Source organism: Sulfitobacter pacificus (assembly GCF_030159975.1).
Lineage (GTDB): Bacteria > Pseudomonadota > Alphaproteobacteria > Rhodobacterales > Rhodobacteraceae > Sulfitobacter > Sulfitobacter pacificus.
Map to the genome: position 1 here is coordinate 392,053 of NZ_BSNL01000001.1, position 26,641 is coordinate 418,693.

The 26,641-nt window shown below is 58.7% G+C and carries 22 protein-coding genes; 9 read left to right on the plus strand and 13 right to left on the minus strand.

Annotated features, from left to right (window positions below):
* Positions 1-157: 157 nt before the first annotated feature.
* Both QQL78_RS01970 and QQL78_RS01975 read left to right on the plus strand, forming a co-directional pair.
* Positions 158-2,650, plus strand: coding sequence for a GcvT family protein (locus tag QQL78_RS01970; RefSeq protein WP_284370033.1), 2,493 nt, complete (start codon positions 158-160; stop codon positions 2,648-2,650).
* 65 nt (positions 2,651-2,715) lie between these two features.
* Positions 2,716-3,204: a hypothetical protein gene (locus QQL78_RS01975; protein ID WP_284370035.1), complete on the plus strand. Its 489-nt coding sequence runs from the start codon at positions 2,716-2,718 to the stop codon at positions 3,202-3,204.
* Positions 3,205-3,224: 20 nt separating this feature from the next.
* Here QQL78_RS01975 and QQL78_RS01980 read toward each other — a convergent pair whose 3' ends face one another.
* The 5 genes from QQL78_RS01980 to QQL78_RS02000 all read right to left on the minus strand — a co-directional run bounded on the left by QQL78_RS01980 (position 3,225) and on the right by QQL78_RS02000 (position 7,381).
* On the minus strand, positions 3,225-4,007 hold the full coding sequence (locus tag QQL78_RS01980) for a glycoside hydrolase family 25 protein (RefSeq protein WP_284370037.1): 783 nt from the start codon (positions 4,005-4,007) through the stop codon (positions 3,225-3,227).
* Positions 4,004-4,657: a DUF938 domain-containing protein gene (locus QQL78_RS01985; RefSeq protein WP_284370039.1), complete on the minus strand. Its 654-nt coding sequence runs from the start codon at positions 4,655-4,657 to the stop codon at positions 4,004-4,006. Before QQL78_RS01985 ends, QQL78_RS01980 begins: the two co-directional genes overlap by 4 nt.
* Positions 4,654-5,733: an NAD(P)/FAD-dependent oxidoreductase gene (locus QQL78_RS01990; RefSeq protein WP_284370041.1), complete on the minus strand. Its 1,080-nt coding sequence runs from the start codon at positions 5,731-5,733 to the stop codon at positions 4,654-4,656. The genes QQL78_RS01985 and QQL78_RS01990 overlap by 4 nt, the downstream gene beginning before the upstream one ends.
* Positions 5,730-6,668: an aldo/keto reductase gene (locus QQL78_RS01995; RefSeq protein WP_284370043.1), complete on the minus strand. Its 939-nt coding sequence runs from the start codon at positions 6,666-6,668 to the stop codon at positions 5,730-5,732. The genes QQL78_RS01990 and QQL78_RS01995 overlap by 4 nt, the downstream gene beginning before the upstream one ends.
* Before the next feature lie 104 nt (positions 6,669-6,772).
* On the minus strand, positions 6,773-7,381 hold the full coding sequence (locus QQL78_RS02000) for a glutathione S-transferase family protein (RefSeq protein WP_284370045.1): 609 nt from the start codon (positions 7,379-7,381) through the stop codon (positions 6,773-6,775).
* 15 nt (positions 7,382-7,396) lie between these two features.
* On the opposite strand from QQL78_RS02000, the gene QQL78_RS02005 reads away from it, so the two are divergent.
* Positions 7,397-7,636: a hypothetical protein gene (locus QQL78_RS02005; protein WP_284370047.1), complete on the plus strand. Its 240-nt coding sequence runs from the start codon at positions 7,397-7,399 to the stop codon at positions 7,634-7,636.
* Complete coding sequence (locus QQL78_RS02010) at positions 7,620-8,705, plus strand: peptidoglycan-binding domain-containing protein (protein ID WP_284370049.1); 1,086 nt, start codon at positions 7,620-7,622, stop codon at positions 8,703-8,705. The genes QQL78_RS02005 and QQL78_RS02010 overlap by 17 nt, the downstream gene beginning before the upstream one ends.
* 103 nt (positions 8,706-8,808) lie before the next feature.
* Here QQL78_RS02010 and QQL78_RS02015 read toward each other — a convergent pair whose 3' ends face one another.
* From QQL78_RS02015 to xdhA, 7 genes are read right to left on the minus strand one after another with little or no spacing between them, the layout of a single operon-like run.
* Complete coding sequence (locus QQL78_RS02015; RefSeq protein WP_284370051.1) at positions 8,809-9,882, minus strand: BMP family ABC transporter substrate-binding protein; 1,074 nt, start codon at positions 9,880-9,882, stop codon at positions 8,809-8,811.
* Positions 9,883-9,930: 48 nt separating this feature from the next.
* Positions 9,931-10,851, minus strand: a complete 921-nt coding sequence (locus QQL78_RS02020; protein ID WP_284370053.1) for an ABC transporter permease — start codon at positions 10,849-10,851, stop codon at positions 9,931-9,933.
* On the minus strand, positions 10,851-11,933 hold the full coding sequence (locus tag QQL78_RS02025; RefSeq protein ID WP_284370055.1) for an ABC transporter permease: 1,083 nt from the start codon (positions 11,931-11,933) through the stop codon (positions 10,851-10,853). Before QQL78_RS02025 ends, QQL78_RS02020 begins: the two co-directional genes overlap by 1 nt.
* A 48-nt stretch (positions 11,934-11,981) precedes the next feature.
* The gene (locus QQL78_RS02030) at positions 11,982-13,502 is read right to left on the minus strand and encodes an ABC transporter ATP-binding protein (protein WP_284370057.1); all 1,521 of its coding nucleotides are present in this window, start codon (positions 13,500-13,502) and stop codon (positions 11,982-11,984) included.
* Entirely contained in the window at positions 13,499-14,263 is a 765-nt protein-coding gene (gene xdhC, locus QQL78_RS02035; RefSeq protein WP_284370058.1) for a xanthine dehydrogenase accessory protein XdhC, read from the minus strand. The genes QQL78_RS02030 and xdhC overlap by 4 nt, the downstream gene beginning before the upstream one ends.
* A complete protein-coding gene (xdhB, locus tag QQL78_RS02040) occupies positions 14,260-16,650 on the minus strand; it encodes a xanthine dehydrogenase molybdopterin binding subunit (RefSeq protein WP_284370060.1) in 2,391 nt (796 codons plus the stop codon). Before xdhB ends, xdhC begins: the two co-directional genes overlap by 4 nt.
* Positions 16,647-18,038 carry a xanthine dehydrogenase small subunit gene (xdhA, locus tag QQL78_RS02045; protein ID WP_284370062.1) on the minus strand — a complete coding sequence of 464 codons (1,392 nt, stop codon included), beginning with the start codon at positions 18,036-18,038 and terminating at the stop codon, positions 16,647-16,649. Before xdhA ends, xdhB begins: the two co-directional genes overlap by 4 nt.
* 184 nt (positions 18,039-18,222) lie before the next feature.
* Between xdhA and dnaE the strand changes: the two genes are divergently transcribed.
* Positions 18,223-21,759, plus strand: a complete 3,537-nt coding sequence (gene dnaE / locus QQL78_RS02050; RefSeq protein ID WP_284370064.1) for a DNA polymerase III subunit alpha — start codon at positions 18,223-18,225, stop codon at positions 21,757-21,759.
* Positions 21,760-21,858: 99 nt separating this feature from the next.
* Positions 21,859-22,878, plus strand: coding sequence for a hypothetical protein (locus QQL78_RS02055; RefSeq protein WP_284370066.1), 1,020 nt, complete (start codon positions 21,859-21,861; stop codon positions 22,876-22,878).
* Positions 22,879-22,951: 73 nt separating this feature from the next.
* Here the strand turns inward: QQL78_RS02055 and QQL78_RS02060 are convergent, their stop codons facing one another.
* Positions 22,952-23,146 (minus strand): SlyX family protein, encoded by a 195-nt coding sequence (locus tag QQL78_RS02060; RefSeq protein ID WP_284370068.1) that lies wholly within the window; start codon positions 23,144-23,146, stop codon positions 22,952-22,954.
* A gap of 224 nt (positions 23,147-23,370) precedes the next feature.
* Here QQL78_RS02060 and hisS point away from each other — a divergent pair, with 224 nt between their 5' ends.
* From hisS to hisG, 3 genes are read left to right on the plus strand one after another with little or no spacing between them, the layout of a single operon-like run.
* Positions 23,371-24,867, plus strand: coding sequence for a histidine--tRNA ligase (gene hisS / locus QQL78_RS02065; RefSeq protein WP_284370070.1), 1,497 nt, complete (start codon positions 23,371-23,373; stop codon positions 24,865-24,867).
* Positions 24,867-25,946, plus strand: a complete 1,080-nt coding sequence (locus QQL78_RS02070) for an ATP phosphoribosyltransferase regulatory subunit (protein ID WP_284370072.1) — start codon at positions 24,867-24,869, stop codon at positions 25,944-25,946. The genes hisS and QQL78_RS02070 overlap by 1 nt, the downstream gene beginning before the upstream one ends.
* Entirely contained in the window at positions 25,943-26,632 is a 690-nt protein-coding gene (gene hisG, locus QQL78_RS02075; protein ID WP_284370074.1) for an ATP phosphoribosyltransferase, read from the plus strand. The genes QQL78_RS02070 and hisG overlap by 4 nt, the downstream gene beginning before the upstream one ends.
* Positions 26,633-26,641: the final 9 nt, after the last annotated feature.

A 26,641-nucleotide genomic window follows, 5' to 3' on the forward strand; every position in this document is an offset into this window, starting at 1 on the left:
GCCGGGATTTTATCGCCAGGGATGCCGTCGTTCAAACACCAGCGTCCCAGTGCCAGGCGCAAGGTCGGTTTTTTGATATGTTGGGTCGGCTGGTGCACCGTGATTTTGCCAAGGCGGCGTAAAACAGGGGCAACTCTGTCAGAAGGATTCGGGGCTTATGAAAACGAACGTCAAAGCATTGGTTGTCGGCGGTGGTGCCGTAGGGACCTCGATTGCCTATCATCTGGCGGCGGCGGGCTGGGACGATGTCATGCTGCTTGAACGCGACGAGCTGACCTCGGGCTCGACATGGCATGCGGCGGGATTGCTGCCCTATTTCAACATGTCCTATGCCACGACACATATTCATGACTATTCGATCCGGTTTTACAAAACGCTGGAGGAAGAGACCGGATTGAACGCCGGTTTTGCCGTGGTGGGCAACCTGCGCATGGCGCAGACGGATGAACGCATGGATGAATACATGCTCTATGCCTCAACTGCGGAAACCTGTGGTGTGCCTTATGAATTCATGACCCCTGACGAGGTAAAAGCGAAATGGCCGCTGATCCGCACGGAGGATCTGAAAGGCGCACTGTATCATCAGACAGATGGCTATATTAACCCTGCGGATGTGACCATGGCGATGGCCAAAGGCGCGCGTCAGCGTGGTGTCGCAATCGAGCGCAAATGGCAGGCGGATGCGTTTCACTGGAACGGTACCCACTGGGAAGTCACGGTGACCAAGATGGTCGAAAAGGGTGGCAATCTGGTACCCTCGGATGAACAGCTGGTGATTACCGCCGAACATGTGGTGACCGCATCGGGCAACCATGCACAGCGCACCGCGAAAATGCTGGGGATCAAGATGCCCGCGATTCCGGTGGAACACCAGTTTATCGTGATGGATCAGGACCCCGATCTGGTGAAATGGCGCGGTGAGGGCAATGTCGAACACCCCGTCATCCGTGACGCGGATGCGCAATCCTATGTGCGCGAGGAACGCGGTGGCTGGATTCTGGGTGTCTATGAGAAAGACGCGCCAGCGCGGTTTGAATATGGGGTGCCTGACAGTTTCCGCGCTGATCTGTTCCAACTGGATCTTGAGCGGATTGAAGACCAATACGCCGCGATGATCCACCGGATTCCGTCTTGCGAGGACTCTGGCCTGAAGGATGATTTCAACGGCCCGATTTGTTACACGCCTGATGGCAACCCGCTGGTTGGTCCGGCACCGGGTTTGCGCAATATGTGGCTGGCCGAAGGGTTTTCATTCGGCATCACTGCGGCGGGTGGCACCGGTTATTACCTTGCGCAGCTGATGGTGAAAGGGGAGGCCGAGATCGACATGGCGTCCCTTGACCCCAAACGCTACGGCGATTGGATGACCACGGAATTTGCAGCCCGCAAAAACGAAGAATGCTACGAACACGTCTATATCCTGCACCACCCGGATGAGGAACGCCCCGCTTGCCGGCCCCTGCGTACCTCACCCGCCTATGACCGTCAGGCCGCACGTGGTGCACAGTTTGGTTGGGTCAACGGCTGGGAACGTCCGAACTATTTCGCGCCTGAGGGGTTCAACGACCACGATGCACGCTCCTTCCGCCGGGGCGGTTGGTGGCAGTACGCGGTGGACGAAGCCAAGGCAGTGCGCGAAGGTGTTGGCCTGATTGATGCGACCGCGTTCACCAAACATGTGGTTAAAGGACCCGGTGCCACGGCTTTCCTTGACTGGTTCACCTGTAACAAACTGCCGTCGGTTGGCCGCATCAACCTGACCTATGCGCTGACCGGTGCGGGCACCACACGCACGGAATATACCATCGTGCGGATTGCACAGGATGAATATTATCTTGTAAGCGCCGGGGCTTGGACGGCCTATGACAGTGATTACCTGCGCAAGGCGATTGAGGATAAGGCACCCGAATTTGGCTATATCGAATGCCATGATGTGACCACGCAATGGGGTGTCTTCGCCATCGCTGGTCCGAAATCGCGCGATGTGTTGAACGAGATCGTCAAGGACGGCGATCCCGAAACGGTATTATCCAACAAGCGGTTCCCCTGGCTGACCATGCGTAATATCGAGCTGGGCATGTGTCCGGTAAGGGCGATCCGCGTGGCCTATACCGGAGAGTTGGGTTGGGAGCTGCATCACCCGATTGAAATGCAAAACTACCTGTTTGATCAGCTTGAGAAAGCCGGTGAAAAGCACGGGATGAAACTGGTGGGCGCACGGGCGCAGAACTGGTTGCGGCAGGAAAAATCCTATCGCGCCTTTGGCACCGAGTTGGGCCGCGACGCGACGCCGCTGGAGGCCGATCTGCCGCGCTTTGTCGACCTGTCGAAAGAGTTTCACGGCAAGGCGGCGATGGAGGCCCATGGCATCAACGCGAAATGTGTGACCCTGTTGATCGACGGGCCGGAAGATGCCGACCCATGGGGCCGTGAGGTTCTCTATGTTGAGGGCGAACGCACGGGGCGTCTGACATCAGGTGGCTATTCGGTGGCCTTCGAAAAATCCATCGGCATGGGGTATGTAAAGCCAGAACATGCGATTGTGGGGACCAAGCTGAAGGTCAAGATGTTTGATCAATTGTGGGACGCTGAGATTGTCGAGGACAGCCCCTATGATCCAAAGAACACCACGATCCGCATCGACGGCTAAGGGATTCACATTTTGTTAATCTGATTTTGGAAGGGTAAAGAAACCCTTTCAAAATCGGAGCGACAATGGATGAACTACTGAAAGAAAGGTCGGTTTCCGAACTGCTGGCTTTGCATGCAGAAGTCTCAGGCCTTTTGAAATCCAGCGGGGCGGTGCGGTCTTCGAATAATCCGGCGGGTGATTATGCCGAAACCTTGTTTTGCAAGGCGTTTGGCTGGGAGATGGCCGGCCCTTCGGTGAAAGGCTATGACGCGCGTGACGGGCAGGGTATCCGCTATCAGATCAAGTCGCGCCGGTTGACCGAGCATAACAGCTCGCGCCAATTATCGGCCCTGAGGAACCTGAAGGACCGGCCTTTTGATTTTCTGGCCGGTGTCCTGTTTTCAAGTGATTACCGGGTCTTCCGGGCAGCGATTGTACCGCATCATCTGGTCCTGCAAAACACCCGCATATCGGCCCATACCAACAGCCGGTTGTTCCACCTGCGCGATGTGGTTTGGGATTGGCCGGAGGTGCGTGACGTTACTGAAACGCTGCGCGCCATCCGGCTTTAGCTGCCCCATTGTATCACAGCTTATTGCGCGCGCCGGGCCAGCCATGCGTTCCAGGCTTCGCGGCTGCCGGAAAACGCGTTCAGGTCAACATCACCTTTGATGCCGGGAATGATCCCTGTGGCGCTGTATTGCCAGAACTTCCAGCTCTGACCGGGAAAGGCCTCGCGCGGGGTTTTGGCGGTGGTGCGCAGCCAGTATTCATAGCCGCGAAATGATTTCAGGTTGTTTTCTTCGTAAAACCGTGGCGTGGTATAGATGATCGGGCGCTGGCCATAATGCGCCTCGACGATCCGCAGCCAGACACGCATCTGGCGCTGAACCTCTGCGGCGGGGGGGCGGACCTTGGCACAGGTGGGGGAAAACGGGTTCCACTCCATGTCCAATACTGGCGGCAAGGCACCCCGACTGCGCGGCACGTTTTGAATGAACCATTGGGCCTGCACCTCGGGCGTCGTGCAGAAATAGTAGAAATGATATGCCCCGCGCACCACCCCGGCGCGACCTGCGTTGCGCCAGTGGTTTTTGAACTCGATATCCAGCAGATCACCGCCTTCGGTAGCCTTGAGAAATGCGAAGTTTACGCCGTTGGCGCGGGCAGTGTTCCAGTCGATGCTGGTCTGGAATCGCGCCGCATCAATGCCATGAACGGCGAAACGCGCGGGCGCAGGATTGGCAAAATCAACTGGTTTTGCATCGCGAAAATTTGGAGCGAACAAAACGCCGGGCGGGGCGGGTGGTGCCGTGCCAGTGCCACAGGCGGCGAGGGTCAGCACGGTCAGAAACGTCAGGATACGGGCAATCATGAAGATGTCTTTCTGGCGATAAAGCCGAGGTTGTTTGCAGGCATTTCCTGCGACAGGGCGGTCAGCCCGGCATCCAGGAACCAGCGCTGCATGTCGCGGGTGTCTTTATAGCCGATCGCCGGATCAGCAGCACGCAGTTCGGCGTCAAACCGCTGATCCGCGGCGCTGACCAGCGTGCCGTCGCGCGTGAAAGGGCCATAGATCATCAGCGCACCATCGGGGGCCAGCGCTTGTGCCGCTTCGTCCAGGATGATGCGGGTTTCGGCTACAGAGATCAGGTGCAGCAGATTGACCAAAACGATCAGATCCTGACCGCCATGAACCGTGGACCATCCGGCCATGGTGGCGTCCAGCATTTGGGCGGGTTTGACATTGCTGAGGCCATTGTCGTGCACATAGCTGTCGATGCTGCGCAACCGGTCGGGGGCGATGTCGGTGGGCTGCCACGTTAGGGCGGGCAGGGCCGCGGCAAAGCTGATGACATGCTGGCCGGTGCCGCTGGCGATCTCCAGCGCTTGCCCGCTGGCGGGGGCGTTTTCACGCAGGAAAGCCGCAATATGCACCGCGTTGCGTTCTGCTGACGGGGCATGCAGTTTTGCGCCCTCTTGTGGTGTGGCGATGCTTGCGCTGGGCGGCAGGGCACGGCTCATCTGCGCAACCGATTGGGGGTAAGCTGGGCGATTAGATCTGGGGCAAGTTGGGGCGTGCGACCCATCACCAGATCAGCCAGCAGTTGCGAGGCCGCCGGGGCGGTCTGAAACCCGTAACCGCCCTGACCGGCGCACCAGACAAAACTTGCATCACTTGGATCAGGCCCCAGAACCAGCGCGCGGTCGGGCGAGAAACTGCGCAAGCCTGCCCATGAGGCCAGCAACCGCGTGACCGGTTCCGTCACCATGTGTTCATACCGCGCGATGCCTTCGGCGAGCACCATATCATCAGCCCAGGCATCATGGGGTTCAACCGGATCTTCCTCTGCCGGAGAGACAATCAGCGCACCGGCGTCAGGCTTGGCATACCATGTTTCGCCCACGCCAAAGAACATCGGCCATTGTGTGACGTCATGCCCGGCCGGGGCGGGGATGCGCGCCATGGAGCGGCGGTGTGGCAGGATGCCCAAAGGTGCGATGCCTGCCATTTCAGCAACCGGGTCAGCCCATGCTCCCGCTGCGTTAACCAGCGTGGCGCAGGTATACTCTGTACCGCCCGCCGTCACGCTCCACCCATCGCTGCTGCGTTTGATCGCCGATACTGGCGCTTTGGTTACAACCTGCCCGCCGTTGGATTTCAGCATGCGGGTGAAATCCTGCATCAAACGGTCCGTATCGATGTCCAGCGCATCAGCGTGATATCCGGCAAAGGCCAGATGATCGCGGTTCAGGATCGGGATGAAGTCGCAGGCACGCTCAATCGAAACCGCATCCAGTCCCAATGTCGCTATGTCCTTTTCATAGGCTTCTTTTTCGCCGGCCTGCGCCACAATCAGAAAGCCGCGCGGGCTGAGGTAGCCGCCATTGGCCTCGTAGTGGTAGGATTTGCTTGCGGTGTTCAGCGCAACGGTGCTTGGCAGCCCGTAGTTTTCTTCATAGAGGGCCGCAGATCGGCCAGAGGCATGATAGCCGGTGCTGGTCTCTTGCTCCAGCACGGTCACCTTGGCGTCAGCCGACAGACGTGCCGCTGCGGACAGGCCGGCAATGCCGCCGCCGATTACGATAATATCACTCATGATTGTTCTTCCAGTCGGTCGGTCGCGGGGGGAGGTGTGGGCGAGAGGGCTGAGATTTCAGCGTAAAGCCCGGCGGGCATGTCAAAGGTCAAGGCATCCAGCGAAGGTTGCAATTGTTCAACGTCGCGGGCTGATATGATCGGGCTGGGGCCAGTGGGGTGATGCGCGGCCCATGCCACGGCCAGCGTGGCGGGATGCAGGTCGCGGGCGGTTGCCATTGCTTTCAGACCCTGCGCCGCCTTGTGCATCACATCCTGCCCATAGCGTGCGGCATATCGGTCATCTTCGGTCAGACGCCCCGCCCCGCCTGCTGTATATTTCCCGGTAAGCAACCCGCCGCCCAGTGGCGAATAGGGTGCGACAAGAATGCCAAGGTCATCCGCCATCGGCAGGATCTCAACTTCGGCCTGCCGTTTGACGAGGTTATACATCGGCTGGATCACCGCGATGCCAAGGTCAAAACCCGCAGCGATATGTGCGGCTTTGACCACCTGCCATGCAGCGAAGTTGGACAGGCCTATATGGCGGATATGGCCGCGCGCCTTGAGGTCGGCGAAGGCGGCAAAGCTTTCGCTTAGGTCGGTGTCAGGGTCGAAACGGTGCAGATAGAGAACGTCCAGCGTATCAAGCTGTAAACGCTGGCGTGATGTTTCCGCAGAGGCGAGGATATTGTCGCGGCTGGCACCCCCGGTATAGGCTGCCTTGGTTGCGATGATCAGCCTGTCGCGCCGCTCCTGAATGAAGCTGCCAAGCAGCGTTTCTGACGCCCCATCCGTATAGACATGTGCGGTGTCGAAATGGGTGATGCCCGCCGCAATACAGGCATCAAACATCTGCCGCGATTGGGTTGCATCCGCGCGGCCACCAAATTGCATGGTGCCAAAGGCAAGGCGGCTGGCGGGGGTGCCATCAGGCGAGGTGAGCGTGTGTTTCATAAACCAACAGGTCGCATGGCTGGGGCGAGGGCGCAATTGGGGATGTGGGGAAAATCCGGTGACCGGTGCAGCCTGATCCGAGGCGCGCGCCGGGTTTCACCTGTTCAGGAATTGCCCTTTTCCATGGCGCGTTTATAGGCGGGGCGGTTCTGAATGCCGTCGACAAATCCAGCCAATGCAGGAAAATCATTCCCACGCCCCAACCGCAGGGCAACCTCTGCCGGAAAGCTGAGCATGATGTCAGCGGCAGAGAGTTCATCCATCACAAAATGCCCTGAGGGGCGCAACAGCCCTGCCATATAGCGGAAATGGCTGTCCAGTTCTGCGTTGATCCTAGGATGCAACGGGGCACCCGCCTCTTTCAGGCGACTGACGTAGAGGTTCAGCAGGATCGGCGTCATGGCGGAGCCTTCGGCAAAATGCATCATTTCCAGATGGCTGAAATAGGCGTCACTTCCGGCCTGCGGGATCATCTGCGGGGCGTATTTCTGGCACAGGATTTCAACAATCGCCCCACTTTCGGTGATCAACCTTCCGTCCAGTTCGATCATGGGCGACTTGCCCAGCGGATGCACCTTGAGCAATTCCGCGGGGGCAAGATTTGTGATGGCGTCACGTTCGTAGGCGATGATTTCATAACGCTCCCCGATTTCTTCAAGCAACCAGAAGATGCGATGCGAACGGGAACGGTTGAGGTGGTGCAGGCGGATCATGACGGGGATTTTCCTATGGGTTTCACCTTCACTCTATCTATCGGCGGACGAAAGGAAAGGCCGCCCGTGGCTGGCAATGCCTGCGGGCTTAGAGAAAGGGGTGGCCGGTTGTTTGGTTCGGATCTGGCAGCAATGGCCACGCTGGCTTGCCAGAATCCCCAAAAACCGCCAAAATCCAACGAAGGCGAGTATTTTGACGCCGGTATACAAATCATTTTAACGCACAGGGAATTCAGCCATGGCAGAAAAGCTTAGTGGTTCCGTAGGTAAAGGCGGAAAAAACAACGCAGCAGATGTGACAATTGTGCAGAAGCTTCTTAACCCGTTCGCGGGAGAAGTGGGTTTTGCGAAACTCAAGACGGATGGTGCAAATACCAAGAAACTGGAAGCGGCGATCAGTGAGTTTCAGACCTGTATCTGTAAATTCCGTGCGGATGGTCGGGTTGATCCGGGTAAGAACACCATCAAGAAACTGAACGCCGGTGTCGCCAAGGCGAAGTCGGAAAAGAAAGCCGAGGAAAAGAAGGAAGAGAAGGTCAAGGAAGAGCAGCGGCAGAAGATGAAGACCACGGTGAAGAAACAAATGGAGGCACAGGCCAAGGCCCAGAAGGTGCCGCCGTCCATGTGGGAAAGCCTGTGGGGTGACATCGAGAAGAAGGCCGATAGCTTCTATGACACCTACCTCGCCTCGGCGGAAAAGAAAGGCGATGCCCCAAGCAAGGCCGCGCCGAAGATTTCCGACATGTGCACCAAGGAGATGATGAACGACGTCAAGAAAGAGCTGAAAAAGATCGAACCGGAGGAGGTTGTCTACCCGGGACGTGTCGAAGGCAAGGTTTCGGGCGTCAACAAAAAGATCATCGATATCCTGACAGAAGTCTCGTCACATTACGAGGGCACGACCATCAAGGTTGTGTCCGGCCTGCGCAACAAGGCGGGGCAGGCCAGTGCGATGTACAATGGCTGGGCCAAGCATCTGAACAAATACGGCAAGAACGGCGATATTTATTGGTTTGTGCGCCAGTCGAAATATCAGGATCTGTGGAAGGAACTGGATGATTTTCACGCGGCCAAGAACAAGGCGGGATTTGTCAAATGTATGAAGGACAAGGCACCATGGGGTTCTGTCTCGCGTCATATGACTGGTCAGGCGGTGGATATTTCGACCTCGACAGACAAGAAGATCATTAAAGCTCTTGGTATGTGCATGCGCTATCTGGCCGAGACAGACGGCAATTCTGAAGGCATCAAATGCCATCACTTTGATGACAAAACCGGATTGGTCTGGCCGATCCCGGATAGCGTACGCAAGAAGTTTCCCTAAGCCACAGCTTGCCTACGCAAGGGGGAGCGGAAGCGGGTAACAACCGCGCAAAAAAAAGGGCCAGCAAATTGCTGGCCCTTTCCTGTATAAACCAATGCAAGGCTTACTGTGGGATATCGCCTTCGATACCCTCAACATAAAAGTTCATGCCTGCCAGTGTGCCGTCATCCGCTGTTTCGCCTTCTGCCAGAAATGGCGTGCCGTCCTGCTTGTTCAACGGGCCGGTGAAGGCGTGGTAGGAACCGTCGGCCAGTGACGCTTTCAACGCGAGCGCCTGCTCTTTCACGTCGGCAGGCACCGCGTCGGAAATCTCGCCAATGCCAACCATGCCGGCACCAATGCCGTCCCATGTGTTGCCGGAGGTCCATGTGCCGTCCATCACCGCCTTGGTACGGGCGATGTAGTAAGGGGCCCAATCGTCGATGATTGAAGACACGCGCGGCATCGGCGCGTATTGCGCCATGTCAGAGGCCTGACCAAAGGTGATCACATTGCCCGCTTCCTGTGCGGCGGCCTGCGGTGCAGTGGAATCGGTGTGCTGCAACACAACATCCGCGCCCTGTTCGATCAGAACCTTGGCGGCGTCGGCTTCTTTCGCGGGGTCAAACCATGTATAGGCCCAAACGATTTTGAACTGCACATCAGGGTTCACTTTGCGGGCATGGATAAAGGCCGAGTTGATGCCACGGATCACTTCGGGGATCGGATAGGACCCGATATAACCGATGATGTTGCTCTTGGTCATGGAGCCGGCGATGTGGCCCTGAATGGCCCGGCCTTCGTAGAAACGGGCGGAATAGGTTGCGACGTTCTCGGCCTGCTTATAGCCAGTTGCATGTTCGAATTTCACATTCGGGAATTTCTTGGCCACGTTGATGGTCGGGTCCATGTAGCCAAAGGATGTGGTGAAGATCAGGTCGGCACCGTCCAACGCCATCTGCGTCATCACCCGCTCTGAATCGGGGCCTTCGGCCACGGATTCAACGTAAACGGTTTCAACCTTATCGCCGAATTCCGCTTCAACGGCCAGACGGCCCTTGTCATGTTCATGTGTCCAGCCGCCGTCGCCGATAGGCCCGACATAGACAAAGCCAACTTTGGTTTTATCTTCGGCCATTGCGGTCGTGGCCAGACCCAGTGCCATCGCGGCACCTGTCAAAAGTGTGGTGAGTTTCATAGCATTCCCCAGTTGTTTCGCCCTTGTCGGGCGTTTGCAGATTGGCCCCTAGGATGAGGCATGGAAAGTACGGCCAAGACAGGCCGGAGCGGCCGACTTGTCACGTGACAGGATCACCAGAACGATGATCGTGATGACATAGGGCGACATTGCCAGATACTCTACCGGAATGGCAACGCCTGCGCCCTGTAGATTCAGCTGCAATTGCGTGATGCCGCCAAAAAGATAGGCTCCCAGCAACAAACGCCAGGGTTTCCAGCTGGCAAAGACCACCAGCGCAAGGGCAATCCAGCCAACACCGGCGGTCATCCCTTCGGTCCATTGCGGCACCCGGATCAGGCTGATGTAAGCCCCGCCGATGCCCGCACAGGCCCCGCCAAACAGGATCGCCAATGTGCGGATGCGCACCACCTTATAGCCAAGCGCATGGGCCGCATCATGGCTTTCCCCCACCGCCCGCAGGATCAGCCCCGCGCGGGTGTATTTCAACACCGCCCATGTTGCCGCGACAAGGGCGATACCCAGATAAAGGATGATATCATGGGTAAACAGGATTGGTCCGATCACAGGTATATCGGCAAGCGGGCCAAAGTTGATGTCATTCAGCCGTGGCGGCTTGATGCCCACATAGGATTGCCCCAACAGCGCCGAGAGCCCCAGACCAAACAGCGTCAGCGCAAGGCCGGAGGCCACTTGGTTCGCCAGCGTAATCTGAGTGAGAAAGGCAAACAGCAGGCTGAGCAATGCGCCCCCGACAGCTGCGGCAGCAAAGCCCAGCAGGGGGGATCCGGTTTCCACGGCGGTGGCGAAACCACAGATTGCCCCGATGATCATCATGCCCTCAACGCCAAGGTTCAGCGTGCCGGATTTTTCGACCACCAGCTCGCCAATGGCGGCAAAGATCAGGGGCGTCGCCGCGACAAGGAAACCGGCAACAAAGAGCAAAGGATTGATTGCGGACAGGTCCATCACGCCACCTCCGTCCGGCCAAAGCGCAGCCGGTAATTTGTGAACATATCCAGTGCCAGAAGGAAAAACAAAAGCATCCCCTGAAACACCTGAATGGCGGCGGCGGGCAGGCCCAGCTGGCTTTGTGCGATGTCACCACCGATATAGGTCAGCGCCATCAACAGCCCCGCCAGCAGAATGCCAATAGGATGCAAACGGCCCAGAAAGGCCACGATAATCGCGGTGAACCCATAGCCCACGTTGAAATCAATCGTCACCTGACCGGCAGGGCCGGAGACCTCAAACATCCCCGCCAAACCAGCCAACAGCCCCGAGGTGCCCAGACAGAACAACACCAGCCGCGTTGGATTTACACCCGAGAATTTCGCGGCGCGCGGGGCCTCGCCCGTCACCCGAATGGCAAAGCCCAGCCGGTGTTTGGTCAATAACACATAGGCAAATATCACCGCAATCATCGCCGCGACGACACCCCAATGCATGCCCGATCCTTCGATCAGATCCGCATTAAACGCGCTTTCATATTGCTGCAAATTGCGCGACCCCGGAAACCCGAAGCCTTCGGGGTTTTTCAATAACCCCAATGACATGGAGGCCAGAAACTGCTCTGCCACATAGACCAGCATAAGCGAGACCAGAATTTCATTGGTGCCAAACCGGACCTTCAAAATCGCCGGGATCATCGCCCAGAGCCAACCGCCCAATGCGCCTGCCAGAACCATCAGAGGAAAAATGTACCACCCTTCAACCGGATAAAAGGCAAGCCCTACACCGGCACCAAACAGGGCCCCCATGATGTATTGTCCTTCCGCCCCGATGTTCCAGATCCCCGCCTTGAAACCCAGCGAAAGACCAATTGCAATCAACACCAAAGGAGCGCCTTTGATCAGCAACTGAGGACGGTAGTAAAATGAAAACTCACCAAACAGCGGCTCCCAGAAAATCGTTTTGATGGCCAGCAAGGGTTCCTTGCCCAAGGCCATGAACAACAGCCCGCCAAAAAACATCGTTGCCACAACTGCCAGAACCGGTGTTGCAAGCGAAAAGGCGCGGCTGGCCTGCGGGCGCTTTTCCAACCGGATCACGTGCCATCCCCCAACTTCATCTTGCCCTTAAACTCATGGCGCAACAGATCAAACATGTGCAACCTCCATGCCGTGCGCCCCACCCATCATCAATCCAATCTCTTCCACGCTCAGCCCCTGTGCCGGGCGCGGCTCTGACAGCCGCCCCTCGTTCAGGGCGGCAAACCGGTCCGATATCTCCATCAATTCATCCAGATCCTGCGAGATCACAATCAACGCGGTGCCATGTTCCGCCAGATCCAGCAGCGCCTGCCGGATCGCTGCTGCGGCAGAGGCATCAACACCCCATGTCGGCTGGTTGACCACCAAGAGGTCGGGCCGTTGCAAAACCTCGCGGCCAATCACAAACTTCTGCAAGTTCCCACCCGACAGCGAACGCGCCGCATTTGCGGGACCGGGGGTACGCACATCAAAGGTTTCGATAATCTTTTCGGCAAAGGCCCGCGCCTTGCCCCAGTTCAGCATCCCGCCGCTGTCCAGCTCTTCGCGTGCGGCGGCGGTCAGCATCGCATTTTCGGTCAGCGACATATCGGGGGCGGCGGCATGGCCCAGCCGCTCTTCGGGGGCGCTAAGGATGCCCATTGCGCGGCGGGGCGTTGGCCCCAGCAGGCCAACCTCTTTGCCGTCAAACTGGATCATGCCGGGTGTGGTCAGCATCTCGCCCGATAGGGCGGCCAGCAATTCATCCTGTCCGTTACCAGCCACACCGCCAATGCCCAGCACCTCACCGCGGCGCACCTCGATTGAAATATCGCGCAGAGGCATGCCAAAGGCGCTGGGTGATTTGGCGGAGAGCTTGTTGAGGGTCAACACCACCTCGCCGGGGGTTTTCCCCGCCCGCATCGGTGTTTGCAGTAATTTACCCACCATCATTTCCGCCATGTCACGGGCAGAGGTTTCGGCAGGCGTGCAATGGCCCACCACCTTGCCCAGTCGCAAGATGGTGGCGCTGTCACACAGCGATCGGATTTCCTCCAGCTTGTGCGAGATATAGAGGATCGCGGTGCCTTCCGCGCTGAGCTTGCGCAGGGTTTTGAACAGGATTTCAACCTCTTGCGGGGTCAGAACCGAAGTGGGTTCATCCATGATCAACAGCTTGGGTTCCTGCAACAGACAGCGGATGATCTCGACCCGCTGGCGTTCACCGGCAGACAGATCACCGACCACACGATCAGGGGCCAAGGGCAGGCCATAGGTATCGGATACATCGCGGATCTGCTGGCTAAGCGCGCCCATCTTGGGGGCATTTTCCATCCCCAAAGCGATATTTTCGGCTACCGTCAAAGCATCGAACAAAGAGAAATGTTGAAACACCATCCCCACACCAGAGGCCCGCGCCGCGCGGGGTTCGCTGGGGGCAAAGGGGGTGCCGAACATCTGCATTGTGCCGGCATCGGGTTTCACCAGCCCGTAAATCATCTTGACCAATGTCGATTTGCCCGCGCCGTTTTCACCAAGCAGCGCGTGGACTTCGCCCGGTGCGATGGTCAGCGACACATCGTCATTTGCAACCACACCGGGATAGGCTTTGGTCAGGCCGGAAAGGTCAAGAAGCGGTGTATCGGTCATGTAAGGGCCTTGGGTTGGGTCGAGACAAGCAGAGCTTTGATCACACCTTTTGCAATCTGGTCGGGTGATTTGCCAAGGGCTTTGTCCCCAATGGGGCAGGTGACAGGCGCGGGGTCAAGTCCTGTTGCGATCAGCCGTTTGCGAAACCGGGCCCATTTTGTGGCAGATCCGATTAACCCAATGCTGGCCGTCCCGCGTTTGAGCAGGGCCGCGCAAAGCGCAAGGTCGATGTCATGGGCATAGGTAAAGATCAGATGATGTGCATCCTGTGGCGCATGGGCCGCCAGACGGGGCATATCGCTGGTCGGCAGGGGGGTGACATGTTGCGGGATCTGTCGGGGAAAACGGCCTGCCCCGCTGTCAATCCATTGAATGTCAAAGGCCCGTGGCGGCGCGGCGCGCACCACGGCGCGCCCGACATGGCCCGCGCCCCAAAGCCATAGTTTCTGCGGTTCGTCCGGCATGGCAACCGACGGCCATGCCACTGGCAGAATCTGATCCGTTTGTCGCGGCTCGTCGGTATATTGCAAGGTTACAACCCCGCCACAGCATTGGCCAAGGTTGGGGCCCAGCGGCAGGGTTTCACTGTGCCGCGTCTGTCCTTTGCCCAGCATTTTGCGGGCGGTTGCAATGGCCTGATGTTCCAGCGTGCCACCCCCGATGGTGCCGGAGATGCCCTGTGCGGTAACTTGCATTGCAGTGCCTGTATCGCGCGGAACGGAACCGCGGGTGGCGGTGATTTCAACCCAAAGTGCTGTCATGCGCGGGTCCTTTGCACGGCTGACAGCACCGCCTCGGCATTGGCGGGGGCTTGCAGGTCGCCGTAAGCGGGACCGCAGGCGGCAACCGCATCCGCCAAGGCCATGAAGGCGGAAATGCCCAACATAAACGGCGGCTCCCCCACCGCTTTGGAGCGGTAAATCGTCTGCGCCGGGTTGGGCTTGTCCCACAAAGCGACATTAAAAATACCAGGACGGTCCGAACAGGCGGGGATTTTATAGGTCGAAGGCGCGTGGGTCTTGAGGCGGCCATGATCATCCCAGACCAGTTCCTCGGTGGTCAGCCAGCCGGCCCCTTGCACATAGCCCCCTTCAATCTGGCCAATATCGATGGCGGGGTTCAGTGATGCGCCGGCGTCATGCAGGATGTCGGTGCGCAGGATGCGGTTTTCGCCGGTCAGCGTGTCGATGACAACTTCCGTGCAGGCGGCCCCATAGGCAAAATAGAAAAACGGGCGGCCTTTGCCCGCGATGCGGTCCCATTGGATGTCGGGCGTTTTGTAAAAGCCGGTGGCAGAAAGGGATACGCGGTTTTCATAAGCGGATGCGGCGGCTTGCGCAAAGGTGATTACATCCTTGCCGATCTTCACCAGACCATCGTCAAAACGGATGTTACCGGTTTGATGTTTCTCGGCAAGATGCGCCTCGATCCTTGTGCGGATTTCATCGCAAGCGTTTTGCACTGCCATGCCGTTCAGATCCGTGCCGGAAGAGGCGGCAGTGGCCGAAGTATTGGGCACTTTTGCGGTATCGGTGGCGGTGATCTTAACTGTTTCCGTTGGCACGCCGAAACGGCTGGCGGCCACCTGAGCGATTTTCTGGAACAACCCCTGACCCATCTCAGTGCCGCCATGGTTCAGGTGGATCGATCCGTCCTGATAGACATGCACCAAGGCACCGGCCTGGTTCAGATGGGTCAGCGTGAAGGAAATGCCGAATTTCACCGGCGTGATGGCGATACCGCGTTTCAGGATCGGGTTTTCCGCGTTCCATTCGGCAATGGACTTGCGGCGTCTGTCATAATCACAGCTATCGGCCAGTTGGTCGGTCAGCGCATTGATGATGCAATCGGTGACAGGCTGATCATAAGGGGTGGTTTGCACATCCTTGGGGGCCGCCGGAATGCTTGTCGGGCGGGGCTTGTCTGCACCGCGTGACGCATTGTCGGCATTGGTGTTTGAGGGGGGGGCGACAGGGGCCGTGGCGGGTGTTTCGACATCCGCGATCAGGTCGGCATAGTAATTCCTGCGGCGCACGGTCAGCGGATCAAGCGCCAGATGTTGCGCGACATGGTCGATGATTTTTTCCATGCCCAGCACGCCCTGCGGCCCGCCAAAGCCACGAAAGGCGGTGGCGGACTGCATATTGGTTTTCAGCCGGTGCGAGGTGATGCGGATGTCGTTCAGGTGATAGGCGTTGTCCGCATGCAGCATCGCGCGATCAGCCACCGGCAGGGATAGATCCTGCGCCCAGCCACAGCGGGTGTACTGGGTGACATCAAGCGCCGTGATGCGCCCATCGGGGTCAAATCCCACGGTATAGTCGATCTGGAAATCATGGCGCTTGCCGGTGATGATCATGTCGTCGTCACGGTCGTATCGCATTTTACACGGCTGCTGCGTCAGCTGTGCGGCGACAGCACAGGCCACGGCCAGTGCGTTGCCCTGACTTTCCTTGCCGCCAAACCCCCCGCCCATGCGGCGGGTTTCGACACGGACAGCATGCATCGGTTTGCCAATCGCATGGGCCACCTTGTGCTGTATTTCTGTGGGATGCTGGGTCGAGGAATGCACCAGCATGTCCCCGCCCTCAAGCGGCAGAACAAGGGCGGCTTGCCCCTCAAGGTAAAAATGCTCCTGCCCGCCCATGGTGATCTGGCCACTTAGGGAATTCTTTGCCGTAGAAAGCGCGGTTTCGGCGTCACCTTTTTGATAGATGCGCGGGCCGCCCTCAAACCGGGAATTAGCGGCAAGGGCGTCTTGAATTGTGAGAATGGGTTTGGTCGGGGTGATCTCGACCTCGCCCAGGGCGGCGGCGTGGCGGGCGGCGAGATGGGAGGTTGCAATGACGAGAAACAACGGCTGGCCGACGTAGTGGACAGTTGTTTCAGCGAGCAGCGGTTCATCGTGATTGGAGGGCGACACATCGCAGCCATTGGGCAGATCAGCTGCGGTCAGGACGCGGATCACACCGGGGGCGCTTTTCACCTGTTCCAGCTGCATCGCAGTGATCGTGCCCGCGGCGATTTTGCTGGTACCGAAGGCAAGATGCAGCGTGCCAGTCGGCGTTGGAATGTCATCGGTATAGCGGGCGGTGCCGGTGACATGCAGGCGGGCGGCGTCATGGGGCAGGGGCTTGGCGATACTCATGGCGCGACCTCTAGCACATTGGTGGCACTGCCCTGCGCCTCATGCAGATAGCGTAGCAGCATGTTTTGTGCAGTTTTCAGGCGGTATTCGGCAGAGGCGCGCATGTCGGAAAGCGGTTGGAAATCCTGCGCCATCGCTGCCATTGCGGCGCGCATGGTGGCTTCGGTGAAAGGCTTGCCGATCAGCGCAGCCTCGGCAGTGCTGGCGCGTTTTGGGATGCCGGCCATGCCGCCATAGGCAAGACGTGCAGCGCTAATTCTGTCGCCCTCGCGGGTAATCGACAGGCAGCCGCAGACGGCAGAGATATCCTGATCAAACCGTTTTGACAGTTTGTAACAGCGCAGGGTGTCGGGCTGTTTTGGAAACGTGATGGCCTCGACAAATTCACCGGGGGCGCGATCCTGCTTGCCGTAATCGATGAAGAAATCTTCAAGCGCAAGGCTGCGGCGGGCCTCCCCGTGGCGCAGGTGCAATGTTGCGCCAAGAGCGATCAGCGCGGGCGGGCCATCCCCAATGGGGGAACCATTGGCGATATTGCCACCGATGGTTGCGGCATTGCGCACCTGTACCGACGCATAGCGGCGGATCATCGCGGCAAAGCTGGGGTGATGCGGAGCGATGGCGGTTTCAAGCTCGGTCAGGGTTGTCATGGCACCGATGCGGATTTCATCAGCGGTTTGCGTGATACCGCGCAGGTCGGCGCATTTGCTCAAGAATGCAACCTTGCCCAGATCGCGGAATTGTTTGGTGACCCAAAGGCCAACGTCCGTGGCCCCGGCAATCAGGGTCGCGTCAGGATTGGCGGCGTACCAAGCGGCGAGCGCATCGGCGGAGTGGGGTTGGACCACCGGATCGTCGAGAGCGGGCGTTTGAAGTGGCTGTGGCGCTTCAGTATTTTTAGCCAAAAAGAGGAGATGATCGGGGACAGGTTGATCTGTGATCGCCTCTGCGGCGCGGATGATCGGGGCATAGCCGGTGCAGCGGCAAAGGTTGCCGGCCAGTTGGGTATCGTGGTCGGTTGACCCGTTCAGGTGGGCGGTCGCCATGGAGACCACAAAGCCCGGGGTGCAGAAACCACATTGGCTGCCGTGATGGTCGATCATGGCGGTTTGGGCCGGGTGCAGGGCACCATCGGGCGCGGCCAGCCCTTCCACGGTGGTGACATGTTTGCCATTCACCTGTGGCAGAAACAATATACAGCCGTTGAGCGCCTGAGAGATATTTCCCTCGGTGACCATGACGGTGCAGGCGCCGCAGTCACCCTCATTGCAGCCTTCCTTGGTGCCGGTCAGCCGGCGTTCCTCGCGCAGCCAGTCGAGCAATGTTGTGGTGGGGGAGACGTCTGTGAGAGACACGGGATTTCCGTTCAGGAAAAACGTGATGTCCATGGGATCAACCTGCCGCGGTACCATTTACCTGTAAAAGCGCAACGTTCGATGCGGCGTAGAACGTGGGGTGCGCAGGCTTTGTTAAATGCAGGCTATGCGCGTCAGGTGGGGTCTTGCAAGAAAAATGATGCTGGCCTGCGCGCGGACACTGGCAGCGGGGGGGCGGGTCGCTTAGTCTTTAGGCATGACACAGTCCCCCCGATTCATTCACCTGCGCACCCATTCCGAGTATTCTTTGCTTGAAGGGGCGCTGCGGCTGAAAAAACTGCCTGACATGTGCCGCGCAGCCGGCATGCCGGCCATGGCGCTGACCGATACCAACAACATGTTTGCCGCGCTGGAGTTTTCCGTGGCGATGGCAGGGGCCGGTGTGCAACCGATCATGGGCTGTCAGGTTGATCTGGCCTATGTGTCCGTGCAACCCGGCGAGCGCGAGAAAGCCCCCGCACCGGTGGTTTTGCTGGCGCAGACGGAAACCGGGTATGAAAACCTGATGAAGCTGAATTCCTGTCTGTATCTGGACAAGGGGGGGGCGCTGCCTGCGGTCACGCTGGAGGAATTGGAGGCCTTGTCGGGTGATCTGATCTGTCTGACCGGCGGACCGGACGGGCCGGTGGGACGGCTGTTGCAAAATGCCCAGCGCCCTGCTGCCGAAGCCCTGATGGCACGATTGCAGGGGGCGTTTAACGACCGGCTATACGTGGAATTGCAACGGCATCCGGGTGAAAATGGCCAACCCGAGGCGGAGCGGCTGACCGAGCAGGGCTTGGTCGAAATGGCCTATGCCATGCAGATCCCCCTGGTGGCGACAAATGATGTCTATTTCCCCAAATCCGAAATGTATGAGGCGCATGACGCGCTGATCTGCATTGCCGAAGGGGCCTATGTGGATCAGCAGGCCGACCGGCGGCGCCTGACCGCGCAGCATTATTTCAAATCCGAGGCCGAGATGGTCACCCTGTTTGCGGATTTGCCAGAGGCGCTTGAAAATACCGTCGAAATCGCACGGCGCTGTGCGTTCATGACCTATCGCCGCGATCCGATCCTGCCAAAGTTCGCCGATGACGAGATTGCCGAATTACGCCGTCAGGCGCAGGAGGGGTTGAAGGCGCGGCTGGCGATCATCCCTCATGCGGCAAGTATTGAGGAATATGAGGCGCGGCTGGAGTTCGAGCTGGGCATCATCGAAGGTATGGGGTTTCCCGGTTACTTCCTGATTGTTGCGGATTTTATCAAATGGTCGAAGGATCAGAATATTCCGGTGGGGCCGGGGCGGGGTTCGGGTGCGGGGTCATTGGTGGCCTACGCGCTGTTGATCACCGACCTTGATCCGCTGCGCTATTCACTGCTGTTTGAACGCTTCCTGAACCCGGAACGTGTGTCGATGCCCGATTTCGACATCGACTTTTGCATGGACCGGCGCGAGGAAGTTATCCAATACGTTCAACAGAAATACGGGCGGGACCGGGTTGGGCAGATCATCACCTTTGGTGCGCTATTGTCGAAAGCGGCGGTGCGCGACATCGGGCGGGTTTTGCAGATGCCCTATGGGCAGGTGGATCGCCTGTCCAAGATGATCCCTGTTGAAGGGGTGAAGCCGGTATCGATTGAAAAGGCGCTGGCGGATGAACCGCGCCTGCGCGACGAGGCCAAGAACGAAGAAGTTGTCGCGCGGCTGTTGAACTATGGTCAGCAGGTTGAAGGGCTGCTGCGCAACGCCTCGACCCATGCGGCGGGTGTGGTGATCGGCGATAGGCCACTGGATGCGCTGGTGCCGCTCTATCAGGATCCGCGGTCGGACATGCCTGCCACCCAGTTCAATATGAAATGGGTGGAACAGGCGGGGCTGGTGAAATTCGACTTTCTGGGCCTGAAAACCCTGACCGTGATCCAGAACGCGGTGGATCAGATCAAAGCCTCGGGCCGTCACCTGCATATTGCGGCGGATGGCACGGAATTGTTCACGCCACCCGAAGGCTTGATGGACGATATTGCGACCATCCCGCTGGATGATGAGGCGGCGTATAAACTTTATGCCAGCGCCAAGACGGTTGCGGTGTTTCAGGTTGAATCCAGCGGTATGATGGATGCGCTGAAGCGGATGAAGCCGACCTGTATCGAAGATATCGTCGCCCTTGTGGCGCTGTATCGTCCGGGGCCGATGGAGAATATTCCGACCTATTGCGAGGTCAAGAACGGCCAGCGCGAGATTGAATCGGTCCACCCCTCGATCGACTATCTGTTGGCGGAAACCCAGGGCATCATCGTTTATCAGGAACAGGTGATGCAGATCGCGCAGGTCATGGCGGGCTACAGCCTTGGTGGGGCTGACCTGTTGCGCCGCGCGATGGGTAAGAAGATCGCCGAGGAAATGGCCAAGGAGCGTCCGAAGTTCGAAAAAGGCGCAATGGCAAACGGGGTCGACAAGAAAAAAGCCGCCGAGGTTTTCGACCTTCTGGAAAAATTCGCCAACTATGGTTTCAACAAATCCCACGCGGCGGCCTATGCTGTGGTTTCCTATCAGACCGCATGGCTGAAGGCGAACCATCCGGTTGAGTTTATGGCCGGTGTGATGAATTGCGATATTCATCTGACGGACAAGCTGTCGGTATATTTCGAAGAGGTGCGCAAGCGGCTGGAACTGCCATGGGTGCCGCCCTGTGTGAACCGGTCGGATGCGACGTTCAAAGTGGTGGACGGGGCGTTGGTCTACGCGCTGGGCGCGCTGAAAAACGTCGGCGTCGAGGCGATGAAGCTGATCACCGAGGGGCGCAAGGTTGAGGGGGGGGACAAGCCTTTTGCCACGCTGTTCGATCTGGCGCGGCGGGTTGATCTGAAACGGGTCGGCAAACGACCCTTGGAAATGCTGGCGCGCTCCGGGGCGTTTGACCAGCTCGACAATAACCGTGCGCGGGTGTTCCGTTCGCTTGATCCTCTGGTCAGCTATTCCGCAGCGATCCATGAACAAAAGGCGTCAAATCAAGTGTCCTTGTTTGGCGAGGCGGGGGATGACCTGCCAGAGCCACGCATGCTGCCCTGTGATGATTGGGAAGCGGCGGAGCGGCTGACCGAGGAATTCAAGGCGGTGGGTTTCTATCTCTCGGGTCATCCGCTGGATGATTACATGACCGCGCTGAAGCGCAAATGGGGGCAGGACGCCGGGGTGCCCTTCCTGACGCTGGACGAGCTGACCGAGAAAGTGACCGATCGCGGCGCTATGAACGCGCGGCTGGCCGGGATTGTGGCGGGACGGCAGGAGCGCAAATCTGCGCGCGGCAACCGTTTTGCTTTTGCTCAGCTATCCGATCCGACCGGCGGATATGAGGTGACGCTGTTCTCGGACACGCTTGAGGCGGCTCGCGATCATCTGGAAACCGGATCAAAGGTTGTGGTCACGGTTGAGGCAACCATGGAAAGCGACCAGCTGAAGCTGCTGGGGCGTTCGGTGTCATCGGTGGAACTGGCCGTTGAGGATGTGGGCAGTATGGGTCTATGTGTTTTCATCGACGGGCCAGAGGCGATTTCGGCAGTTGCCGATGTCCTTGACGGGGCGCGTAAGGCGGCTAAATCCAAAGGTCGCGGGCCGGTAAAGCTGCGTCTGATGGATCCCGGCCTGCCCGGTGAGGTCGAGGTTGATCTTGGCATGGAATTCCCGGTCACACCCAAAGTCAAAAGCGCGATCCGGTCTTTGGGCGGCGTGATGGAGGTCGAGGAAATATAGGTGCAATCCGGCTGGCGCGTTACGCAAACCTGGGTGACACTGGTTGGAAAATCTGAATAATCTGTTAACGATGTAAGCGGTTCAGGGTGTGGGGTAGTCGTGCGCAAATTTGGTGTATCACTTGGTCTTTTGCTGGTTTTGTCCGCTTGCGGCGATCCGTTGGCTGGTGTCATGCGCATCTCTGATGTGGATCTTGCCGAAACGGACGCAACGGCCCAAGCTCTTCCCAGTGATGAAGAAATTGCGCGCGAGGGGTTTTTCGGTACTGATGCCGCCGCGTCTTCCGAAACGCCTGTAGAGGGCGCAGCCCTGTCCGATACAACACGTGCCAGCAGCCAAGCCGCTGAGGAAGCGGTGGGGGCTGAACCTGCCCCGCAAGGCGGATTGTTTGGCCTGTTGCGCCGCGCTGTGCCTGCTCGAAAACCCGCAACGGGGGGCGCAAAGCGCACCCTTTCGGCAGATGCGTTTGAGAACGCAAAATCTGCCGAAGCCGCAGCCGCCGCGCCAGAAGCGACGGTGGAGCTGGCAGCATTGTCGCCAGAGCCAGAGGAACTTCCTGCCCGCCCCGAACGGCGCGGATTATTTTCGCGGCTGACCGCAGGTGGCGCATCCGCGCAAGCTGCTGAAAGCAACCTGCCGGAAGTCGATTATGGTACGGTGCTGCCCTACGGTGTGATTGCGCGCAATTGCGCAGCAAAACGCCAGCCATTGGGCCGCAAGGTGGATGCCGCTCGCAGCAGTGGCTATGCCCTATATGATTCCCAACCCAATGCCGCAGGAATGCGCACATTCTATATCACCGGATTTGACGATGGCTGTCCGCGACAGATCACCGCCGCACATGTACTGTTGGGGGAGCCGTCGTTTTACGAACAGCTGCATTATGGCCCCGCCGGTCAGCATCTGGCCTTTGGGGCGACTGACAAAGCCTATGAAAAGGTCAAGGGACGGGTCTGCGGCGTGCGCAAGGGCAAACCATGCGGATCAAAAATGAAAAAGCTTGAACGGGAAACCCTGTTTGTGAACGCCTATGAGCGGCTGAACGACAACACCCGTTGGTCAGAGCAGTTGATCCATGGCGGCGAAGTGGTTGCCAGCGAAATAAAATCCAACGGTTGAAAAGGGGCCGGAATTTTTGAAAATTCCGGCTGGTTTCTTTTAAAGAAACCGAACCCCTTGGCCTGTATTTCGTTCAATAATGCGGCGGCCGCTCGTCCCCCATCACCACCGCACCGCCAGAGGAGGCTTCACGCTCTCCCTCGCGCTGCATCAGCATATGCACACGCCGGTTTAGATGCGTGATTTCGCCTTCCTGACGCGTCACGATATCGCTCAGGTCGTCGACCGCGCGGGTCAGATGGGCAATCTGTTCTTCGAGCTTTTCCATATCGGGGCCTTTAAAGCACTTCTTGAAATACCTGAGGCACGTGGGATCATCTAACGCGTTGAAATCTCTGATTTCAGGCAGCGTTGGGTGTTTCAGGTCTTTCCGAAAGCGCTATAGCACGGGTTTTATGCCGTCGGAAGGGGGCAGGGGCGGGTGGGTACCTTGCCCCGCGCCGCCCCATCGGCTAGACGCGCAGCAACTCCTGATTGCCCCAGAGGTGCCCCATGGCCAAGCAAAAAAAGTCCCCCCGCCCCAAGGCAGAGACCCCAAAGGGGTTTCGCGACTATTTCGGCGCAGAGGTCACCCATCGCACCGAAATGCTGGGCAAAATCGCTGCTGTCTATCATCGCTATGGTTTTGATGCTCTGGAAAGCTCCGGTGTGGAAACCGTGCAGGCGCTGGGCAAGTTTCTGCCTGATGTGGACCGCCCAAACGAGGGTGTGTTTGCGTGGCAAGAGGATGCAGACAGCGACAAACCCGGTGACTGGCTGGCCCTGCGTTATGATCTGACGGCCCCCTTGGCCCGGGTCTATGCGCAGCACCAGAACGATCTGCCGAAACCTTATCGCCGCTATGCGATGGGGCCGGTCTGGCGCAATGAAAAGCCCGGCCCGGGGCGGTTTCGCCAGTTCTATCAGTGTGACGCCGATACGGTTGGCGCGTCGAGCGTGGCGGCAGATGCCGAGATTTGTGCGATGCTGGCGGATTGCCTCGAGGAGGTCGGGATCGAGCGCGGCGATTACATTGTGCGGGTGAACAATCGCAAAGTGTTGAACGGCGTGATGGAAGTTGCCGGCCTGTCAGGTGACGACAAAGAGGCCGAGCGCGGCATCGTGCTGCGTGCGATTGACAAGCTGGACCGCTTGGGGACTGACGGTGTACGCGCCTTGCTGGGTGAGGGCCGTAAGGATGAGAGTGGCGACTTTACCAAGGGTGCCGGGTTGAATGGGGCTCAGGCGGATGTGGTGATGGGGTTCATGCAGGCCAAACGCGACAGCGGTGCCGAAACGGTTGCACGCCTGCGCGAATTGGTTGCAGACTCCAAGGTGGGCGCGGAAGGCGTTGACGAGCTTGAGCTGATTTCAGACCTGATGTCAGCTGGCGGATACGGGCCGGACCGGATTGAAATTGATCCCTCCGTTGTGCGCGGCCTTGGCTATTACACCGGTCCCGTTTTCGAGGCGGAACTCACCTTCGAAATCAAGGACGACAAGGGCCGCACCCGCAACTTCGGTTCTGTGGCGGGCGGCGGGCGGTATGACGATCTGGTCAAACGCTTCACCGGACAGGAAGTGCCCGCGACGGGGGTATCCATCGGCGTCGACCGCTTGCTGGCGGCGCTGGATGCCAAGGGACGTTTGGACAAAACGGCGGACGGCCCTGTTGTCGTCACCGTTATGGATAAGGCGCGGATGGCGGATTATCAGGCGATGGTTGCGGAGCTGCGTCAAGCAGGCATCCGCGCCGAAGTCTATCTGGGTAACCCCAAGAACTTTGGCAACCAGTTGAAATACGCAGACAAACGCGGATCACCCGTGGCGGTGATCGAAGGCGGGGATGAATATGAGAAAGGCGTGATCCAGATCAAGGATCTGATCCTTGGGGCACAGATGGCCGAGGGGGCGACGCTGGAAGAATACAAGGAACTGCCCAGCCAATACGAGGTCCCGCGCGATCAACTGGTCGCTAAGGTGCGCGACATTCTGGACTCGCAAAGCTGATGCCGACACGCTCTGAAACGCTGGCCCGCGCCACCGAATTGCGCGGCATGTTCGAGGCGCAGGGTGCCGCTTTGGTCGAACCGCCGATCCTGCAACCGGCGGATACCCTGCTGGACCTTTACGGCGAGGATATTCGTGGACGCGCTTATGTCACTTCGGATGCGCTGCGCGGCGAACAGATGCTGCGACCGGATTTTACGGTACCTGTGGTGCAGATGCATATGGCGCATGGGGCGGAACCGGCGCGCTATACCTATGCCGGTGAGGTGTTTCGCCGCCAGGAAAGCAATGCCAGCCGCGCCAATGAGTTCGTGCAGGTCGGATACGAGGTGTTTGACCGCGAGGGGCCAGCGGCAGCGGATGCAGAGGTGTTTGCCCTGATCGCAGAGGCGCTGCGCGGCTTGCCTGTGACCCCGGTGACCGGTGACATCGGGGTGCTGATGGCTGCGGTCTCTGCGCTGAAAACCACCAAGGCGCGCAAGAATGCCCTGATGCGCCACATCTGGCGGCCCAAGCGGTTTCGTCAACTGCTGGACCGTTTCGCCGGGCGTTCGCCGATGCCAGCAAGCCGTGCGGCCCTTTTGGCAGGCAAGGTCGAAACAGATGCGCCCTCGATTGGCAAACGCACAGAAACCGAGATTCAGCAGCGCATTGCCGCACTTCGGGCCGATGCAAGAGCCGCCCCGGTTTCCGCACAGGAAGTGGACCTGATCGCGGTGCTGCTTGATCTTAAAGGGACCATGCCTGGCGCATTGGAGCGGCTCTACGATCTTTGCGTTGATTTGCCACAGATCACCGATGCGGTAGACCGTGTTGCTGCCCGTGAAACCGCGCTGGCGGCACGGGGTGTCGATACGCAAAACCTGCAATTTCAGGCCAGCTTTGGCCGCGCGTCGATGGAATACTACGACGGGTTCGTCTTCGGGTTCCGCGCGGATGGTCGCCCTGATCTGCCGGCAATCGCCAGCGGCGGGCGCTATGATGCCTTGACGCGCCAACTGGGGCAGGGTGGCGAAATCCCTGCGGTGGGTGGCGTGATGCGTCCCGATTTGATGCTGGAACTGGAGGGCGCGACATGACGCTCAAACTGGGTGTGCCCTCCAAGGGGCGGCTGATGGAAAAGACGTTTGAATGGTTCGGCGCGCGCGGGATCACGTTGGAACGTACGGGGTCAGAACGTGAATATGCCGGACGTGTTGACGGGATCGAGGGCGTGAACCTGATCCTGTTGTCCGCGGGTGAGATTCCGCGCGAACTGGCGGCGGGGCGCATTCATCTTGGCGTGACTGGTACCGATTTGATTCAGGAAAAGCTGGCGCTTTGGGAGCAACTGGTCGAACCGGTCGAGCCTTTGGGCTTTGGCCATGCGGATCTGATTATTGCCGTGCCGCATTGTTGGGTTGATGTGGATACACTGGACGATCTGGATGCGGCGGCAGCGGCGTTTCGTGCCACCCATGGGCACCGGATGCGGATCGCGACAAAATATCACCGACTGGTGCGCGAGTTTCTACAGGCCCATGGCGTTGCAGATTATGCGCTGATCGACAGTCAGGGTGCCACCGAAGGTACGGTTGCAAATGAAACGGCAGAGGCGATCGCTGATATCACGTCAAGCGGTGAGACCCTGCGGGCCAATCATTTGAAGGTGATTAGCGATGCCTTGGTCCTGCAATCGCAAGCGACGCTATGGCGCAGCCGGACTGCGGAAACGGATGATGATGAGGCTGCCGTGATGGAGAAGATGCTGGCGCGATTGACCTGATGGGACAAT

Excerpts from the sequence above, each read along its gene's own strand:
- dnaE (WP_284370064.1), top strand. The coding sequence starts at position 18,223 with ATGACACAGTCCCCCCGATTCATTCACCTGCGCACCCATTCCGAGTAT.
- hisG (WP_284370074.1), top strand. The coding sequence starts at position 25,943 with ATGACGCTCAAACTGGGTGTGCCCTCCAAGGGGCGGCTGATGGAAAAG.
- hisS (WP_284370070.1), top strand. The coding sequence starts at position 23,371 with ATGGCCAAGCAAAAAAAGTCCCCCCGCCCCAAGGCAGAGACCCCAAAG.
- QQL78_RS02060 (WP_284370068.1), bottom strand. The coding sequence starts at position 23,146 with ATGGAAAAGCTCGAAGAACAGATTGCCCATCTGACCCGCGCGGTCGAC.
- QQL78_RS01985 (WP_284370039.1), bottom strand. The coding sequence starts at position 4,657 with ATGAGCCGTGCCCTGCCGCCCAGCGCAAGCATCGCCACACCACAAGAG.
- QQL78_RS02020 (WP_284370053.1), bottom strand. The coding sequence starts at position 10,851 with ATGGACCTGTCCGCAATCAATCCTTTGCTCTTTGTTGCCGGTTTCCTT.
- QQL78_RS01975 (WP_284370035.1), top strand. The coding sequence starts at position 2,716 with ATGGATGAACTACTGAAAGAAAGGTCGGTTTCCGAACTGCTGGCTTTG.
- xdhA (WP_284370062.1), bottom strand. The coding sequence starts at position 18,038 with ATGGACATCACGTTTTTCCTGAACGGAAATCCCGTGTCTCTCACAGAC.
- QQL78_RS02070 (WP_284370072.1), top strand. The coding sequence starts at position 24,867 with ATGCCGACACGCTCTGAAACGCTGGCCCGCGCCACCGAATTGCGCGGC.
- QQL78_RS02010 (WP_284370049.1), top strand. The coding sequence starts at position 7,620 with ATGGCAGAAAAGCTTAGTGGTTCCGTAGGTAAAGGCGGAAAAAACAAC.
- QQL78_RS02030 (WP_284370057.1), bottom strand. The coding sequence starts at position 13,502 with ATGACCGATACACCGCTTCTTGACCTTTCCGGCCTGACCAAAGCCTAT.
- QQL78_RS02005 (WP_284370047.1), top strand. The coding sequence starts at position 7,397 with ATGGGTTTCACCTTCACTCTATCTATCGGCGGACGAAAGGAAAGGCCG.
- xdhC (WP_284370058.1), bottom strand. The coding sequence starts at position 14,263 with ATGACAGCACTTTGGGTTGAAATCACCGCCACCCGCGGTTCCGTTCCG.
- xdhB (WP_284370060.1), bottom strand. The coding sequence starts at position 16,650 with ATGAGTATCGCCAAGCCCCTGCCCCATGACGCCGCCCGCCTGCATGTC.
- QQL78_RS01995 (WP_284370043.1), bottom strand. The coding sequence starts at position 6,668 with ATGAAACACACGCTCACCTCGCCTGATGGCACCCCCGCCAGCCGCCTT.
- QQL78_RS02015 (WP_284370051.1), bottom strand. The coding sequence starts at position 9,882 with ATGAAACTCACCACACTTTTGACAGGTGCCGCGATGGCACTGGGTCTG.
- QQL78_RS01970 (WP_284370033.1), top strand. The coding sequence starts at position 158 with ATGAAAACGAACGTCAAAGCATTGGTTGTCGGCGGTGGTGCCGTAGGG.
- QQL78_RS01990 (WP_284370041.1), bottom strand. The coding sequence starts at position 5,733 with ATGAGTGATATTATCGTAATCGGCGGCGGCATTGCCGGCCTGTCCGCA.
- QQL78_RS02000 (WP_284370045.1), bottom strand. The coding sequence starts at position 7,381 with ATGATCCGCCTGCACCACCTCAACCGTTCCCGTTCGCATCGCATCTTC.
- QQL78_RS01980 (WP_284370037.1), bottom strand. The coding sequence starts at position 4,007 with ATGATTGCCCGTATCCTGACGTTTCTGACCGTGCTGACCCTCGCCGCC.